This is a genomic window from Flavobacterium profundi (assembly GCF_006491645.1).
In the GTDB taxonomy this organism is placed as follows: Bacteria; Bacteroidota; Bacteroidia; order Flavobacteriales; family Flavobacteriaceae; genus Flavobacterium; species Flavobacterium profundi.
Window position 1 is genome coordinate 76,780 of sequence record NZ_VDCZ01000015.1, and the last position, 16,645, is coordinate 93,424.

Below are 16,645 nucleotides of genomic sequence, written 5' to 3' on the forward strand. Positions count from 1 at the left end.
TTTTAAATGAAACGATTTAGCTAATTAATTATTGTACAAATTCCGTTTATACAGTCTACTTGTTGCGGTGGATTCACTACTGCGCAATCAGAAAAAATTTCAAATTCAATATTATAAGAATGTTCTAATTCATTATAAGAATTAACCATTTCCGTTAAATGACTTTCATCAACAGCATTCGAATAGGCTAGATATTCCCAAGGACCACCGCAAGGTTTAGAACCAAAAGCAATAAAACTACATCCAGTTGCTGTATCACATGGAAATGAGGCAACATAGTCTAAAATGGCTTGTTTGTCATTTCGTAAGTCAGTAATATAACTATTTCTGCTTTTTTCTACAATGGGTTTTTCACATTGAAAACTTTGTAAAAGTAAGAACAGTACTACTAATTTTAAAATCTTTTTCATAGCTATTTTACCATAAGATGACTGGGATTCTAATTGGTTGCGTGGATAGCTGAAAATTCTATCAATGTGCTTCTAACCAATCTCTTCCTAAGCCTAAATCTACTGTAAGAGGAACTGCTAATGTAAAAGCATTTTCCATTTCTTTTTTGATCATCGGTTGAATTGTCTCTAGCTCACTATTGTGTACATCAAATACCAATTCGTCATGTACTTGTAACAACATCTTGGATTGCCAATTTTCCTTTTTCAAACGGTTATGAATATTGATCATAGCCAATTTAATAATGTCTGCTGCACTTCCTTGAATAGGAGCATTTACAGCATTTCGTTCGGCACCGCCTCTCACCACTGCATTAGCTGAATTAATATCTTTTAAATAACGTCTTCTTCCTAAAACGGTTTCTACATATCCTTTTTCTCTTGCCGTATCAATTTGATCATTGATATAGGCTTTTAATTTAGGATAGGTTTTGTAATAAGCATCAATTAATTCTGCACTTTCGCTACGGGTTAAATCGGTTTGATTACTTAATCCAAAAGCAGAAACACCATATATAATTCCAAAGTTTACAGTTTTGGCATTACTACGTTGCTCTTTGGTTACCTCTTCCAAAGGAACATTGAATACTTTAGAAGCTGTTGAACGGTGGATGTCTTCTCCTTTTTGAAAAGCTTCTATCATGGTTGTTTCACCTGATAAAGCAGCAATAATACGCAATTCAATTTGTGAATAATCGGCTGCTAATAAAGTGTGATTTTCATCTCTTGCAATAAATGCTTTTCTAATTTGTCTTCCGCGTTCTGTACGAATAGGAATGTTTTGTAAATTTGGATTATTCGAACTTAAACGACCTGTAGCAGCAACCGTTTGCATGTAATCGGTATGTACACGATGCGTTTTAGGATCTACTTGGTTTGGAAGCGCATCAACATAAGTGCTTTTTAATTTAACAAGTTGTCTCCATTCTAAAATATGACGCACAATTTCGTGGTCTTTGGCTAAGTAACTTAGAATTTCTTCCCCAGTTGCATATTGACCTGTTTTGGTTTTCTTTTGTTTTGTGCCGCCAATTTTTAGCTTGTCAAACAAAATATCCCCTAACTGCTTTGGAGAAGCTAAATTAAAGGTTTCACCAGCTATTTCATATATTTTTTGTTCGAATTCATCTATTTCGATTTGCATGTCTTTCGACATTTTTTGTAAGAAATCAACGTCTAAATGAATTCCTTCACTTTCCATAGCTGCAAGCACTTCAACTAAAGGAATTTCTATTTCGTCAAATAATTTTTTAGTACCTACTCTTTCTAAAATAGGTTGGAAATGCTCTTTTAATTGAAAAGTAATGTCTGCATCTTCAACCGCATATTCTTTTACGTCTTCTACTGCAACGTCACGCATCGATTTTTGATTTTTTCCTTTCTTACCAATTAATGTTTCAATTGATTTTGGTGCATACTTTAGATAGGTTTCTGATAATACATCCATATTATGTCGCATATCAGGATTGATTAAATAGTGTGCAATCATGGTATCAAAAAACTTTCCTTTTACAGTAATGCCATAATTTGCTAAAATTTTTAAATCGTATTTTAAATTTTGGCCAATTTTTTCAATTTGCTCGTTCTCAAAGAAAGGAAGTAGTTTTTCAGCTAAAGCTTTTGCTTCTTCTTGATTCTCAGGAAACGGAACATAGAAACCTTTTCCTTTTTCCCATGAAAATGCGATACCTACTAATTCGGCATGCAAAGCATCTAAACCTGTAGTTTCTGTATCAAAACAAACGGAAGTTTGCTTTTGTAAATTTTGTAATAGTAATTTTAGAGCTAAATCCCCTTGAACAATTTGATAGAAATGCTCGGTATTTTCTAATGTATTGTAGTATGAGTTTGTACTGTTTTCTTCAGTAGATTCATCGGAAAAACCAAATAAATCCATTTGATTTTCGGCTGTCTTTTTAACTGGACTTTTCTTTGCTCCATTTTGATTTAGAAGTGTGTCTTCCTCATTTGAATTCGCGTTAGCACCAAAAAGTTTGTCGAATTGTGCTTTCATTTGACGGAACTCTAACTCTTGAAAAATAGCATCTGTTTTTTCAACATCTGGTTGCGAAAGTTCAAAATCCTTTTCATTAAACGCTACAGGACAATCTAAAAGTATGGTGGCTAATTTTTTAGACAGCAATCCTTTTTCTTTATTAGCTTCAATATTTTCTTTCATTTTTCCCTTTAACTGATGGGTGTTGGCTAATAAATTTTCCATAGAACCGTATTCTGCTAAAAATTTCTTAGCTGTTTTTTCACCTACGCCAGGTAATCCAGGAATATTGTCTACAGCATCTCCCATCATTCCTAAAAAGTCAATAACTTGTTCGGGGCGTTCCACTTCGAATTTTTCTTGTACTTCTGGAATACCCCAAATTTCAATTCCATTCCCCATTCTTGCAGGACGATACATGAAAATATTTTCTGAAACTAACTGTGCAAAATCTTTATCAGGAGTAACCATAAAAACTTGATATCCTTCTTTTTCTGCTTGTTTGGCTAAGGTTCCAATTAAATCATCTGCTTCAAAACCTGCTTTTTCCATAATAGGAATATGCATGGCTTTTAGTAATTCCTGAATATAAGGAACAGCAATCTTTATTGCTTCTGGGGTTTCATCCCGGTTTGCTTTATATTCTTGAAACATTTCTAAACGAAAATCACTTCCTCCTTTGTCAAACGCTACGGCTAAATGATCTGGTTTTTCTCTTTTAATCACATCCATTAAGGAATTCATAAATCCCATTATAGCAGAAGTGTCCATTCCTTTTGAATTAATTCTTGGATTTTTAATAAAAGCATAATAACCTCTAAAAATTAACGCATAGGCATCGAGTAGGAATAATCGTTTTTGTGACATGAAATTATTTTTTAATTGGAAATGTAAAAATACAATTCTTTAAAACATTTATTCCTTTTTTCATCGCAAAATATAATTAACAAAAAGTACAGAAAAAATGTAACTAAAGTTAAACTTTTGATAATCAGTATCTTTAATATGGGTTTTGATTACATTTAATCTAAAATTTAAAGAAGATTATGAAAAAAAAATGGCCCCATTTTAAATTGTTTTTTTGGGTAACATGCATGAGTTTTTTAATTCAGAATGCTGTTGCTCAAGTAGGGATTAATACTACTTCTCCCGATGCATCTTCTGTACTTGAAGTCAATTCAACTACTAAAGGATTCTTAACTCCTAGAATGACAACTGCTCAAAAGAATGTAATCACTTCGCCTGCCAATGGCTTAATGGTTTATGATACAGATACTAAAGAATATAGTTATTATGATAGTTCAGCTAGTACATGGATCAATATTAAGCAAGGAAGGTCTAAATTTAAGCGTATTAAATCCACAGATGTTTTGGCAACCGTTTTAGCTGCTGAATTAGCTGCTGGAGGAGGAGCAAAGTACGTATTAGATTCTCAGACATTATATGAAATTAATGGAACTGTTGTGGTAAATTTACCCATTGAATTGAATAATGCGTATTTGGTTGGTTTGGACGCTGGTGATGATAAATTAGTTAAAACATCTGGAGATTTGTTTACTGGAACAACAGGAGGTACTGTTAAAGTACTTACCCTCGTTGCGTCAGGTGGTAATGTTTTTAATATAAATGGAGGAGGGACACAGTCGATGATATTCAGGGACTGTGTAATTGCAAACTCTACTAATGTAGGAGTTTTGGAAAGTTTTACTTTGGTTTTTGGAAGTGTTATTCAATTTGTAAGTAATACAAATGGGTTAATTTATAGGAATATAGGTAAATTATTATTGGATAATCAAGCCTGGTTTGGTAATAACCTAGGTACTTTTGAAAAATATGAAGGAACTTTTACTTCTATTCAAAAACAAGGTGGCTTTATGGATGTGAATGGAACGGCTATAGGTATGGACATGTCTTCTAATCCAACAGTATCTTCAGATGGAACTTTATATGGTGTTAATTTTGCAGGAACTTTATCTACAGGTTTGTATGTGAAAGCCTATACTACAGGTTCTTATACAGGATTTAACTTTAATAATACGTGGAATGTGAATTGTTCTGGTATTCCTATAGAAAGTGACGCTGTTGCTGTAGGTGATGTTAATTTTGATTTAGCAGTTGGTTCAGGAGTATTAACTACTTTGACAACAGGTACACCAGTTAAAATATTGGGTACCACTTCTGCAAATAATTTTTTTAGAGCATCAATAGGTGGAACCAACAATAGAATACAGTATTTGGGAAATCAAAAAAGATTCTTTACTATAAATGCAGCTGTATCTTTTCAAGCAACAAATAGTAGTAATACAATTTATGTGATTTATATTGCTAAAAATGGTTCCGTAATTAATCGATCAAAAACTTATATTTTTACGACAAATACAAGTGATATTTTTGCTTTACCGTTGCAATGTGTATTAGAGTTATCTCCTAACGATTATGTTGAAGTATATGCAGAAAGATATAGTGGGACAAGTAATATGCTTACAGTTTCTTTGAATCTCTTCATGAAATAAACGAATAATTAAAAAAGACCAATTTTTAAAATTGGTCTTTTTTTAGGTTCGTTAAAATTTTAATAATTCCTACTTGCTACTGCTTGATAATTCGTTACTTTGTCTAAAAAATATAAAATGCTTCGTTGGTTAATACCGCTGTTATTAATTTCTTTACTAGAGTTTTATTCTTTTCAGGCTGTAAAAACAGTAATAAAGTCAAAATGGGTACTAGGAATTTATCTTTTACTTTCTTTAAGTGTTATCGTATATATAACCTATTTCTTTTTAACTCACGATAGAGGATCTGGTCAAAATAAGCAATCTTTGTTTACTGTTGGTTTGTTTTTGATTACCTTTTTACCAAAAATTTTTATAACACTCATTCTCTTAGGAGAAGATATTTATAGATTGTTGGCGGGCTGTTTGAATTATTTTATTGGAAATAATAATAGCGATTATTTTTTTCCGCAAAGGCGAAAATTTGTCAGTCAAATAGCGCTTAGTATTGCTGCAATTCCTTTTGGATCTTTATTGTATGGGATGACAATTGGGAAGTATAATTTTAAAGTTAGAAAGAAGACATTGTATTTTTCCGACTTACCGGATTCCTTTGATGGTACAACAATTACACAAATATCTGATATTCATAGTGGAAGCTTCGACGATAAAGAAAAAATTGAATACGCCATTGATTTAATTAATGAGCAACAATCTGACTTGGTTTTGTTTACGGGAGATATTGTAAATACACATGCGAAAGAAATGGAACCGTGGATTGATACCTTTAAAAAAATTCATAACCCAAAATTGGGAAAATATTCTGTTTTAGGGAATCATGATTATGGAGAATATTTTGATTGGGATTCTAATGAAGCCAAACAACAAAATTTTGAAGCCATTAAAGACTTACATCGTCAAATTAATTTTGATTTATTGTTGAATAGAAATGTAACGATTACCAAAGGAAATGACAGTATAAAATTAGTAGGTGTTGAAAATTGGGGAAGGCATTTTAAAAAAGCTGGAGATTTGAAATTGGCTTCAAAAGGGTTGAAAAAAGAAGATTTTAAAATTTTAATGAGCCACGATCCAAGTCATTGGGATGCTGAGGTACAACATCATGAAGACCATTATCATTTAACACTTTCTGGACATACCCATGGGTTTCAATTTGGAATCGAAATTCCAGGTTGGATCAAATGGAGTCCTGTGCAATATGTATATAAGCAATGGGCTGGATTATATGAAAATGCTGGTAAATATATTTATGTGAATAGAGGTTTTGGATTTCATGCCTATCCAGGTCGAGTAGGAATAATGCCAGAAATAACTGTAATTGAACTAAAAAAAGGTTAAAATGTGGCTTAATTCAGTAAAAATGCTACATTTGTATATTATTTTTGCTTAAAAATTTCGATTTATGTCAAAATTTGGTGAACTTATCGATGCACGCGTACCTGTATTGATAGATTTTTTTACAGAATGGAATGAACCTTCTGTCGCTATGAATGAAGTAATACGTGATGTTGCTGCTGCTTTAGGAGATAAAGCTAGAGTAATAAAAATTGACGTAGATAAAAATCGTGAACTTGCAGAAGCTTTACGAGTAAAAGGTTTACCTACCTTGATGATTTATAAAGAGGGTCAAATGGTTTGGAGACAAAGTGGTGAAATGGACGCAAATACTTTAATTGCTCTTGTTCAAGAGCAAGCTTAATCGATTGATTCAAACGTATAACCTTTTTCTTTTAATTTTTCTATTGCTTTTGGTAAAGCATATTCTAAGTTTTTTTTAGCTTTTATACTGTCGTGAAAAACAATAATACTTCCAGTTGTAGTGTTTTTTAAAACATGGTCTAAACATTTTTCAGGACTGGTGCTTTGATCAAAGTCATAGCTTAAAACATCCCACATTATTATTTTAAATCCTTTTTTTCTAAGTTTATTAGCTTGTTTGTTTTTTATTTTGCCATATGGGGGACGAAATAGAAAAGAAGTATTATATTTTTTTTTTAAAATTTTAAATTGATTTTTAATTACTTCGTTACAACGATTTGTATTTGTAAGATATTCTCTTGAATTTGTTTTCCATCCATTAAGGTGATTGAAAGTGTGATTGCCAATGCTGTGTCCTTCTTTTATTATACGAAGAAATATATCGGAGTGTTTTGTTATGTTTTCACCAATGCAAAAAAATGTAGCTTTAATATGCTCCCTTTTTAAAATATCCAAAACCCATTCGGTCACTTCAGGAATAGGTCCGTCATCAAAAGTTAAATAAATTTTTCGTGACGTATTTTTAATTTTCCAATGGTATTTAGGGAATAAATATTCAAAAAAAAAGGGTGTTTTAATCCAAAATCGATTCATTTTGTAAATATAAAAATAAAAAAGTGAGACCTGTAAATTAGATCCCACTTTTTTATTTAGAATGATGAGGTATGTTTTGTGTTATTCCATATCCCTATCAAACTCAGGAAACATTTTATTATAATTATTGAATTTCACTTTTTCTTCATTATAGAACGAGGTATCATTGGCGCGTTTCATAATTTCTAATAAACTTCTATAACGTTCAATATTTGAAATGATAACCATCATGTCATCTCTATCCATATTTGCCTTATTTAAGCCTTTATAGTAGGTCAATTCTTCTTGATATTTTGTAATCAGTTTTTTAATAATTTCTCTAGCTTTTTCTTTTTTTCCAACTTCATAATATCCTTCTGCAAAAGGGTCAACCAAAGTGTAGTATTCAAAATAGTCAATTGGCATTTTTTCCATTGCCAAATCAATTATGTTTTCAGCCTGATCCATTTTACCTTCGTTAATTAAGGTTTCCATTAAACGGGCTAAATTGGTTCTGTAAGTTATTCCGTTTTTACGCGTTTCTGGATCGTAATACATATTTGAGTTTCCACTATTGCCCCAATCCCATTTACGAATGATATTGTACATCTTGTCAGAGTCAATGAATCCCATTTCTAATGGATTTGGGCCATCGTTATTCTTTTTGGTTTTAATTGGAACCAATTTAAAGCACATAGCATCTAGTTCTAAATAATCTTTCATCCATAAATAATCATCATCACCAAAACTACCACCTGTGAAATAAATAGGTCTTTTCCAATTATTTGCATTAATAATATCTAGCATCATTAATCTATTTTTGTACAAAGCATCTCCTTTAATTTTGAATTCGATGTACGGTACAATTGAATCGTAATATTTTGGAGAAACTACTTTGTTCTTTATAATCGTTTCTTTATCAATTGGTATAATAATTTTATTCGATGGGAAATAATTAACAGATTGACCACTTCGTAGTTCGATTTTGGCTCTTTCATCTTCTAAAGATAAGAAACGAATTAAATCTTGTAAGAGCATAGAGTCTTTCGTTTTTTCAATAAAGAAACTATAATCTCTATTACTACCTTTGTACAAATCACGAGACATGGTTAAAGGAATAGGATCAGATTCATAGGCTTTTCTTCTCATTTGATCAATGTACCAATCGGTCATAAATAAACTGGTGTTTACAATTCGAACATCGGTACGATATCCTTCAATTTCTTGTGCATACCATAAAGGGAAAGTGTCATTATCGCCTATCGTAAATAAAATGGCATTTTCATCACAAGAATCCAAATACGCTTTTGCATTGGCTAATGCAGTGTATTTGTTTGCGCGAGAATGATCGTCCCAATTTTGAGACGCCATAAGTACAGGAGCAGCTAATAATGTTAATCCTAATACCACAGGAACTGTAGCCTTTGGACTAAGATATTTTTTTATTCCATCATATAGAGAATAGACTCCAAAAGCAATCCACATTGCGAAAATATAGAATGATCCAACCAAAGCATAATCTCTTTCTCTAGGTTCAAATGGGCGTTCATTTAAATATATTTTAAGTGCTAAACCAGTAAATGAAAATAACACAAGTAATACATAAAAACTTTTAACATCTTTTTTAGCATGATATATCATACCAATTACAGCTAAAATAAAAGGTAAAAAGAAATAGGTGTTTCTTCCTTTGTTGTTCAACATGTCGGAAGTTAAGTTGTCTTGAGAGCCTAGACGGATAGCATCTAAAGGTTTAATACCGCTAATCCAATTTCCGTCTGTATTATCTCCTTTCCATTGATTGTCACTTTGTCTTCCTGTGAAATTCCACATTAAATACCTCCAGTACATGTAACCAAATTGGTATTCAAACATGAATTTCATATTGCTAAAGAAACTTGGTTTTTCTACGATCAAATAGTCGCCATAACCTTTTAAGAATTTATCATAATCTTCATAATCTAAACGGTGGCTGTTAAATGCACTTCTAAATTCAGCAACAATTTGAATCAATTCTTGTTCGTCAGCATATTCTGGCTTAATTCTGAAATCTAACGGTTCTGTAAAAATCATGTAATTTTCACTATGATCACTGCTCCACATTCTAGGCAAAAAAGCTTTGTGGTTGTCGTCTGTATTTTGATTGGCATTTTTATAATTATTAGTAATTATATATTTTCCAGATTTATAGTCTCTTTCGTAATTTGGTTTTCCATCTGTATAAGGAGTGTTTTCATCTAATCCAGAATAACTGTCAGAAAATTGAGGTCCATAAAAAAGATGTTGTTCTCCATATTGTTCCCTATTATAATAGGCTAAAACTTCAGCAGCATCAGAAGGTTTGTTTTCGTTTATTGGAGGATTTGCATTGGCTCTAATGGGGAGCATTAACCAAGTAGAGAATCCAATTAAAATGAATAAAATCGATAAAATGATGGTATTGTAAAAAACGTGCCCTTTTACTTTTGTGTAGCGTAAACCAAAATAAAATAATAATAATAATATAATAAAAGCAATTATGGTACCAGAATTAAAAGGAAGCCCTAAGCTGTTTACCGCAAAGATTTCTGTTTTTCCAAAAAAGGCTAAAGTATAGGGAAGTAATAATTTAAAAATAAAAAGTAAAATAGCTACTATGACCACATTTGCAACAAGAAAACTTTTTAAAGTAATATTTTTATATTTCTTGAAAAAATAAAGAAAACCAATAGCAGGTAAAGTTAATAATGCCATAAAGTGAACTCCAAATGATAATCCTATTACTAAGGATATAATTAGAAGCCATTTATTTCCTTTTGGCTTTTCCATGTCTTGTTCCCATCTCAATCCTAACCAAAATAAGATAGCAATTAAAAAAGAGGCCATAGCGTATACTTCGGCTTCAACGGCATTGAACCAAAAACTATCTGAAAATGTAAAAGCTAATGAAGCTACAAAAGCACTTCCTAAAATCATAATAGCATTTTCGGGAGTTGCATTTTCATCTTTTATAAAAATCCTTCTCATTAAAAGTGTTAGTGACCAAAACATAAACAATATGGTAAAAGCACTTGAAAACACCGACATCATATTCACCATTAAGGCAATTTTTGAGGTGCTAGTAGCAAACATGGCAAAGAAAGCACCTAACATTTGGAATAGTGGAGCTCCTGGAGGATGTCCGATTTCAAGATTGGCAGAAGTAGCAATGTATTCACCACAATCCCAAAAACTCATTGTAGGTTCAACAGTTAATGAGAAGGTTACCAAAGCTATTGCAAAAGTGATCCACCCAATAATCGTATTCCATTTTTTAAAATTAAATGCAGTCATAAAAATGTATATTTGTCTTTTTTAATTCGTATTACAAAGAAACTACTTTTTTGTTAGCAGAAAAGATTTAAAATAAATTTTAATATTTTTTTTAGAAAAACTTGCAGATTAAAAAATATGTTTTAAATTTGCACTCGCATTCAGGAAATATGGCCCATGGTGTAATGGTAACACTCCGGTTTTTGGTACCGTCATTCAAGGTTCGAGTCCTTGTGGGCCAACAAAAAAAGCCTCTCAATTGAGAGGCTTTTTTTATGTTTTAAAGTTTTATATTTTGAAAGTAATTACAGGTCTTTTGGCGTGATTTACAAGGTCTTCGCTGATGCTTCCGTTGAAGAAGTGTGAAAGTCCTTTTCTTCCATGGGTGCTCATTCCAATAATGTCTGCATCGATACTTTTGGCAAAATGAAGAATTCCTTTTTCCACATTAATGTCGTTATAGATGTGTGTTGAAAAGCTGTTGATGTTGAAATGTGAAACAAAATCATCCATGATTTTTTGTGCTACACGAGTTGATTTGAAATTATTTGGGGTATTGATGTTTACCAAGTGAATGTGAGAATTAAATTTATTAGCAAAATCCACTACCTTTTCAAACGGACTTTTTATTTCGTCTGAAAAATCGGAAGCAAACACAAAGTCTTTGGCGCTAAAATCTGTTTCTTCTCTTTTTATAACTAAGACAGGTATTTCGGCATTTCGAACTACTTTTTCAGTATTGGATCCAATGAACATTTCTTGAAACCCGCTTGCTCCATGTGAGCCCATAACGATTAAATCTGCATTGTGTGTTTTTTGATTGCCCATGATACCGTCAAATGCAATTTCAAACTGAATTACTTTTGTGGTTTTAATGCCTTGCAAATAGGGAGCATTCATCAAATTATCTAATTTGGCAATTGCTGCATTTTTAAAAAGCATTAATTCAGGTATTTCGTGTGAAGAAGTTATAGCGTCATTTCCAGTTGTAGGAAGTTCTAACATGTGAATAAGAATGATTTCACTATCGTCTTTTTTGGCAATTTGAGCAGCAACTTTTAAAGCGTATTCGGCATGTTTGGAAAAATCTGTGGGTACTAAAATTTTTTTCATAAAAATATAATTTTTTAGTTTGAATTGTAAAAGTTTACATCATAAAGTTACTGATTATATTCTAATTAAACAATTATTTTAAATTAAAAAAAATATTATGTATATTTGCATCGATTATTTATAAAGTAGTTAAATAATGAGGCACGCAACGCGTGCCTCTTTTTATAAAAATATGACATTTAAAGAGGAAGTAAATCAATTGTTGCACGAAGCGCTTGAAGAGCGCCCGTCTCTTTTTTTGATTGATTTAAAAGTGGATGATGCCTATAAAATTAATATTATTTTAGATGGCGATAAAGGGGTTACGTTGCAAGATTGTATTGATGTAAATCGTGTAATAGATGCTAATTTAGATGCTGAAAAATATGATTTTAGTATTGAAGTGGCCTCAGCAGGACTTTCAAGTCCACTTAAGTTGGTAAGACAGTATAAAAAGAATATTGGTCGAAACTTAAAAGTAAAAACAACTTCTTCTGGAGAAATTGAAGCCTTACTTACTGCTGCCGATGATAATGGGATTACATTAGAATGGAAAGCAAGAGAACCAAAAAAAATAGGAAAAGGGAAAGAAACAGTAGAAAAATCTGTAAATTTGCCTTATTCTGAAATTAAAGAAGCTACAGTAATAGTATTATTTTAAATAAAGAGTTGACATGGAAAATATTGCGTTAATAGAGTCGTTTTCAGAATTTAAAGACGATAAGCTCATAGATAGAGTTACCTTAATGGCAATTTTAGAAGATGTGTTTAGAAATGCATTGAAGAAAAAATACGGTTCAGACGATAATTTTGATATCATTATTAATCCTGATAAGGGTGATATGGAAATTTGGAGAAATAGAACTGTTGTTGAAAATGGGGAGGTTGAAGATGAAAACTCTGAGATTTCATTAGCAGATGCAAGAAAAATTGAGCCTGATTTTGAAGTAGGTGAAGAAGTATCTGAAGAAGTGAAATTGTTTCAGTTAGGAAGAAGAGCTATTTTAGCACTTCGTCAAAACTTAATATCAAAGATTCATGAACACGATAATACAAATCTTTATAAGCAATTTAAAGATTTAGTCGGTGATATTTATACTGCTGAAGTACATCATGTGAGACCAAAAATGGTGGTTTTAATGGATGACGATGGTAATGAAATTGTATTGCCTAAAGAAAAGCAAATTCCAAATGATTATTTCAAAAAAGGAGATAATGTAAGAGGGATTATAGAAAGTGTAGAATTAAAAGGAAACAAGCCTCAAATTATGATGTCAAGAACAGCTCCTGAATTTCTTGAGAAATTATTTGAACAAGAAATACCTGAGGTTTTTGACGGGTTGATTAATGTTAAAAAGGTAGTAAGAATTCCTGGTGAGAAAGCAAAAGTAGCTGTTGATTCTTATGATGATAGAATTGATCCAGTAGGAGCTTGTGTGGGAATGAAAGGTTCTCGAATTCATGGAATTGTACGTGAGTTAGGAAATGAAAATATTGACGTAATTAATTACACCAATAATATTCAATTGTATATAACAAGAGCATTAAGTCCTGCTAAAGTTTCTTCCGTTAAAATTGATGAAGAAACTAAAAAAGCAGAAGTGTTTTTGAAAGTAGAAGAAGTTTCTAAAGCTATTGGTCGTGGAGGATATAATATCAAATTGGCAAGTTTATTAACGGGTTATGAGTTAGATGTTATTAGAGAAGGTGTAGTTGAAGTAGACGATGTTGAGTTAAGAGAGTTTTCGGATGAAATTGATGCTTGGGTAATTGAAGAATTTGAAAAAATTGGTTTAGATACAGCAAGAAGTGTTTTAGGTCAAGATGTTGAAGATTTAGTGAGAAGAACTGATTTAGAAGAAGAAACAATATTAGATGTTATTCGAATTTTAAAAGAAGAATTAGAAGATTAATTCTTAAAAATTGAACAACACACACAAAACAAAAAGAATTAGAAAAAAGATTATATGTCTGACAAAAGAGTTATAAGAATCAATAAAGTTTTAAGGGAGTTAAACATTTCTCTAGATAGAGCTGTGGACTTTTTAAAAGAAAAGGATCATGAAATTGAAGCAAGTCCAAATGCTAAAATATCTCAAGAGGAATACGATGTCTTATGCAGTCAATTTTCTGCCGATAAAGGCAAGAAAGTAGCCTCTCTTGAAGTAAGTGAAGAAAAGAAAAAGGAGAAAGAAGCACTTAAAAAAGAGCTAGAAAAAGAGGTTGAGATTAAACGTCAGCAAGAAGAACTGCAGAAACAAGAAGTAATTAAAGCAAGAGCTTCTTTAGCAGGTCCTAAAGCGGTTGGAAAAATCGATTTAAATCCAAAAAAGGTTGAACCAAAACAAGAAACTCCCGTTGTTGAGGAAAAACCTGTAGTTGTTGAAGCGCAAAAAGAAGAGCCAAAAGTGGTGGTTGAAGAGCAACCAAAGGTGGAGCCTGAAAAGCCAATTGTAAAAACGGTTGAAAGAACAGTTGAAAAAGTAGAGCAACCTAAAGTGGTTACCAATGCTTCTGTTGAAAAAAACAACCCTACTCAAGAGGCTACAGAAGATGATAAAATTGCTACCAATTATCAAAAACTTTCTGGAGCTACTTTTACTGGGCAAAAGATTGATTTAAGTCAGTTCAATAAACCTAAGAAGAAAATTGAACCTCGAAAAGATATTAAAAAGCCAGGTGATGCAAAAGGGTCTAATGCAGGTGGAGTAAATAATAACAATAATAATAACAATAACAATTCGAACAAGAATAAGAGAAAAAGAATAACGAAGCCAGTTCCTGGGGCAAATAATAATAATGCTACAGGGCCACAAGCTGGTGGAGGTGTTAAAAAAGATTTCTCTAAAGATCGTTTTAATAAAGGTAAAAAAGTTGTTGTTCAAAAAACAGAACCAACTGAAGAAGAAGTAAAAAACCAAATTAAAGAAACTCTTGAAAGACTTCAAGGGAAAGGTAAAAAAGGTTCTAAAGCAGCAAAATACAGAAAAGATAAAAGGGAATCACACCGTCAACGTGTTGATGATGAGTTACAACAACAAGACTTAGAAAGTAAAATCTTAAAAGTAACGGAGTTTGTAACTGTTGGTGAGATTGCTTCTTTAATGGATGTTCCAATTACAAAAGTGATTGGAACCTGTATGTCACTTGGAATCATGGTTACCATGAACCAACGATTAGATGCTGAAACGTTATCTATTGTTGCCGATGAATTTGGTTATGAAGTAGAATTTATTACTACTGATATTGAAGAAGCTGCTGAAGTTGTTGTAGATAACCCAGAAGATTTAGTACACAGGGCTCCAATCGTAACGGTAATGGGTCACGTGGATCACGGTAAAACATCTTTGTTAGATTACATTCGTAAAGAAAATGTTATCGCTGGTGAGTCGGGTGGAATTACCCAACATATTGGTGCGTATGGTGTAGAGTTAGATAATGGTCAAAAAATTGCTTTCTTAGATACTCCTGGTCACGAAGCCTTTACAGCTATGCGTGCTCGTGGTGCTCAAGTTACAGATATTGCTATTATTGTAATTGCTGCTGACGACGATATCATGCCACAAACCAAAGAGGCAATCAGTCATGCACAAGCTGCTGGAGTACCCATGATTTTTGCTATTAATAAAGTGGATAAGCCAACGGCTAACCCTGAAAAAATTAAAGAAAAATTAGCAGGAATGAATCTTTTAGTAGAAGATTGGGGTGGAAAATACCAATCTCATGATATCTCTGCTAAAACAGGTTTAGGTGTTAAAGAATTATTAGAAAAAGTATTATTAGAGGCTGAAGTTCTAGAACTAAAAGCAAATCCTAATAGAAATGCTCTAGGAACGGTTGTGGAAGCACAATTAGACAAAGGACGTGGTTATGTAACTACTATTTTAGTACAAGCGGGTACTTTGAAAATTGGAGACTATATGTTGGCGGGTAAAAATCATGGTAAGATTAAAGCTATGTTTGATGAGCGTGGACATAATGTTACAGAAGCAGGGCCATCAACACCCGTATCAATTTTAGGTTTGGATGGAGCTCCTACAGCGGGTGATAAATTCAATGTATATGATGATGAAAGAGAGGCGAAACAAATTGCTGCAAAAAGAACGCAATTGCAACGTGAACAATCGGTTCGTACACAAAAGCACATTACATTAGCTGAAATTGGTCGTCGTATTGCTTTAGGTCAGTTTAAAGAACTAAACATAATTTTAAAAGGAGACGTAGATGGATCGGTAGAAGCGTTATCGGATTCCTTCTCTAAATTGTCTACCGAAGAAATTCAAATTAATATTATTCATAAAGGTGTTGGTGCTATCACCGAATCGGATGTGTTGTTAGCATCTGCTTCTGATGCAATTATTATTGGATTTAACGTGCGTCCACAAGGAAATGCAAAAGCATTAGCTGAGAAAGAAGAAATTGATATCCGTAATTATTCTATTATTTATGCAGCTATCGATGATTTGAAAGATGCTATGGAAGGAATGCTTTCACCAGAATTAAAAGAAGAAATTACTGGTACTGCTGAAATTCGTGAGTTATTCAAAATTTCCAAAGTGGGAACTATTGCGGGATGTATGGTTACAGATGGTAAGATTTATCGAAATTCACAAATTCGTTTAATTCGAGAAGGTGTGGTTATCTACACAGGTGAATTAGCTACTTTAAAACGTTTTAAAGATGATGTTAAAGAAGTGTCAAAAGGATATGATTGTGGTATGCAGATTAAAAACTACAATGATCTTAAAGAGCTAGACTTAATTGAAGCTTTCCAAGAAGTAGAAGTGAAGAAAAAATTGAAATAAGAAATTTCATTTGATATAAAAAAACCAAGCTATTTTAGCTTGGTTTTTTTATATGATTGTCTTGTCCTGAAAAAAGTTGACTACAAAAATAGAATTATGTCAACATTAAAAGATTCTCAAAAATTAAAGAGAGCTCCACAATTTTATAGTGAAGCATTTAAACGACAA

General features: G+C 32.2%; 11 protein-coding genes and 1 tRNA gene. 7 read left to right on the forward strand and 5 right to left on the reverse strand.

The genetic code is table 11. The features are described 5' to 3' along the window. Positions 1–20 precede the first annotated feature (20 nt). On the reverse strand, positions 21–410 hold the full coding sequence (locus FHG05_RS16535) for a hypothetical protein (RefSeq protein ID WP_140999220.1): 390 nt from the start codon (positions 408–410) through the stop codon (positions 21–23). Positions 411–471: 61 nt separating this feature from the next. Beyond that, positions 472–3,312, reverse strand: a complete 2,841-nt coding sequence (gene polA / locus FHG05_RS16540) for a DNA polymerase I (protein ID WP_140999221.1) — start codon at positions 3,310–3,312, stop codon at positions 472–474. A gap of 179 nt (positions 3,313–3,491) precedes the next feature. On the opposite strand from polA, the gene FHG05_RS16545 reads away from it, so the two are divergent. The 3 genes from FHG05_RS16545 (at position 3,492) to FHG05_RS16555 (ending at position 6,657) form a co-directional block, all read left to right on the forward strand. Next, positions 3,492–4,958, forward strand: coding sequence for a hypothetical protein (locus FHG05_RS16545; RefSeq protein WP_140999222.1), 1,467 nt, complete (start codon positions 3,492–3,494; stop codon positions 4,956–4,958). 117 nt (positions 4,959–5,075) lie between these two features. Then, positions 5,076–6,296, forward strand: coding sequence for a metallophosphoesterase (locus tag FHG05_RS16550; RefSeq protein ID WP_140999223.1), 1,221 nt, complete (start codon positions 5,076–5,078; stop codon positions 6,294–6,296). Between the two features lie 64 nt (positions 6,297–6,360). Next, positions 6,361–6,657, forward strand: coding sequence for a thioredoxin family protein (locus FHG05_RS16555; protein ID WP_140999224.1), 297 nt, complete (start codon positions 6,361–6,363; stop codon positions 6,655–6,657). On the opposite strand, the gene FHG05_RS16560 is transcribed toward FHG05_RS16555, so the two are convergent. After that, complete coding sequence (locus FHG05_RS16560; RefSeq protein WP_140999225.1) at positions 6,654–7,310, reverse strand: polysaccharide deacetylase family protein; 657 nt, start codon at positions 7,308–7,310, stop codon at positions 6,654–6,656. The two genes, FHG05_RS16555 and FHG05_RS16560, sit on opposite strands and share 4 nt — an antisense overlap. 81 nt (positions 7,311–7,391) lie before the next feature. After that, entirely contained in the window at positions 7,392–10,601 is a 3,210-nt protein-coding gene (locus FHG05_RS16565) for a glycosyltransferase family 117 protein (RefSeq protein ID WP_140999226.1), read from the reverse strand. A gap of 150 nt (positions 10,602–10,751) precedes the next feature. Between FHG05_RS16565 and FHG05_RS16570 the strand changes: the two genes are divergently transcribed. After that, positions 10,752–10,822, forward strand: a tRNA-Gln gene (locus FHG05_RS16570). A gap of 46 nt (positions 10,823–10,868) precedes the next feature. On the opposite strand, the gene FHG05_RS16575 is transcribed toward FHG05_RS16570, so the two are convergent. Continuing rightward, entirely contained in the window at positions 10,869–11,693 is an 825-nt protein-coding gene (locus FHG05_RS16575) for a universal stress protein (RefSeq protein WP_140999227.1), read from the reverse strand. A 172-nt stretch (positions 11,694–11,865) separates the two neighbouring features. Here FHG05_RS16575 and rimP point away from each other — a divergent pair, with 172 nt between their 5' ends. From rimP to infB, 3 genes are read left to right on the forward strand one after another with little or no spacing between them, the layout of a single operon-like run. Then, complete coding sequence (gene rimP / locus FHG05_RS16580; RefSeq protein WP_140999230.1) at positions 11,866–12,333, forward strand: ribosome assembly cofactor RimP; 468 nt, start codon at positions 11,866–11,868, stop codon at positions 12,331–12,333. A 13-nt stretch (positions 12,334–12,346) separates the two neighbouring features. Next, on the forward strand, positions 12,347–13,585 hold the full coding sequence (gene nusA / locus FHG05_RS16585) for a transcription termination factor NusA (protein WP_140999228.1): 1,239 nt from the start codon (positions 12,347–12,349) through the stop codon (positions 13,583–13,585). Between the two features lie 54 nt (positions 13,586–13,639). Beyond that, complete coding sequence (gene infB / locus FHG05_RS16590; protein ID WP_140999229.1) at positions 13,640–16,477, forward strand: translation initiation factor IF-2; 2,838 nt, start codon at positions 13,640–13,642, stop codon at positions 16,475–16,477. Positions 16,478–16,645: the final 168 nt, after the last annotated feature.

Bases quoted from the DNA above. Each gene is read 5' to 3' on its own strand.
- FHG05_RS16535 (WP_140999220.1), bottom strand. From the start codon at position 410: ATGAAAAAGATTTTAAAATTAGTAGTACTGTTCTTACTTTTACAAAGT.
- nusA (WP_140999228.1), top strand. From the start codon at position 12,347: ATGGAAAATATTGCGTTAATAGAGTCGTTTTCAGAATTTAAAGACGAT.
- FHG05_RS16560 (WP_140999225.1), bottom strand. From the start codon at position 7,310: ATGAATCGATTTTGGATTAAAACACCCTTTTTTTTTGAATATTTATTC.
- FHG05_RS16565 (WP_140999226.1), bottom strand. From the start codon at position 10,601: ATGACTGCATTTAATTTTAAAAAATGGAATACGATTATTGGGTGGATC.
- rimP (WP_140999230.1), top strand. From the start codon at position 11,866: ATGACATTTAAAGAGGAAGTAAATCAATTGTTGCACGAAGCGCTTGAA.
- polA (WP_140999221.1), bottom strand. From the start codon at position 3,312: ATGTCACAAAAACGATTATTCCTACTCGATGCCTATGCGTTAATTTTT.
- FHG05_RS16575 (WP_140999227.1), bottom strand. From the start codon at position 11,693: ATGAAAAAAATTTTAGTACCCACAGATTTTTCCAAACATGCCGAATAC.
- FHG05_RS16545 (WP_140999222.1), top strand. From the start codon at position 3,492: ATGAAAAAAAAATGGCCCCATTTTAAATTGTTTTTTTGGGTAACATGC.
- FHG05_RS16555 (WP_140999224.1), top strand. From the start codon at position 6,361: ATGTCAAAATTTGGTGAACTTATCGATGCACGCGTACCTGTATTGATA.
- FHG05_RS16550 (WP_140999223.1), top strand. From the start codon at position 5,076: ATGCTTCGTTGGTTAATACCGCTGTTATTAATTTCTTTACTAGAGTTT.
- infB (WP_140999229.1), top strand. From the start codon at position 13,640: ATGTCTGACAAAAGAGTTATAAGAATCAATAAAGTTTTAAGGGAGTTA.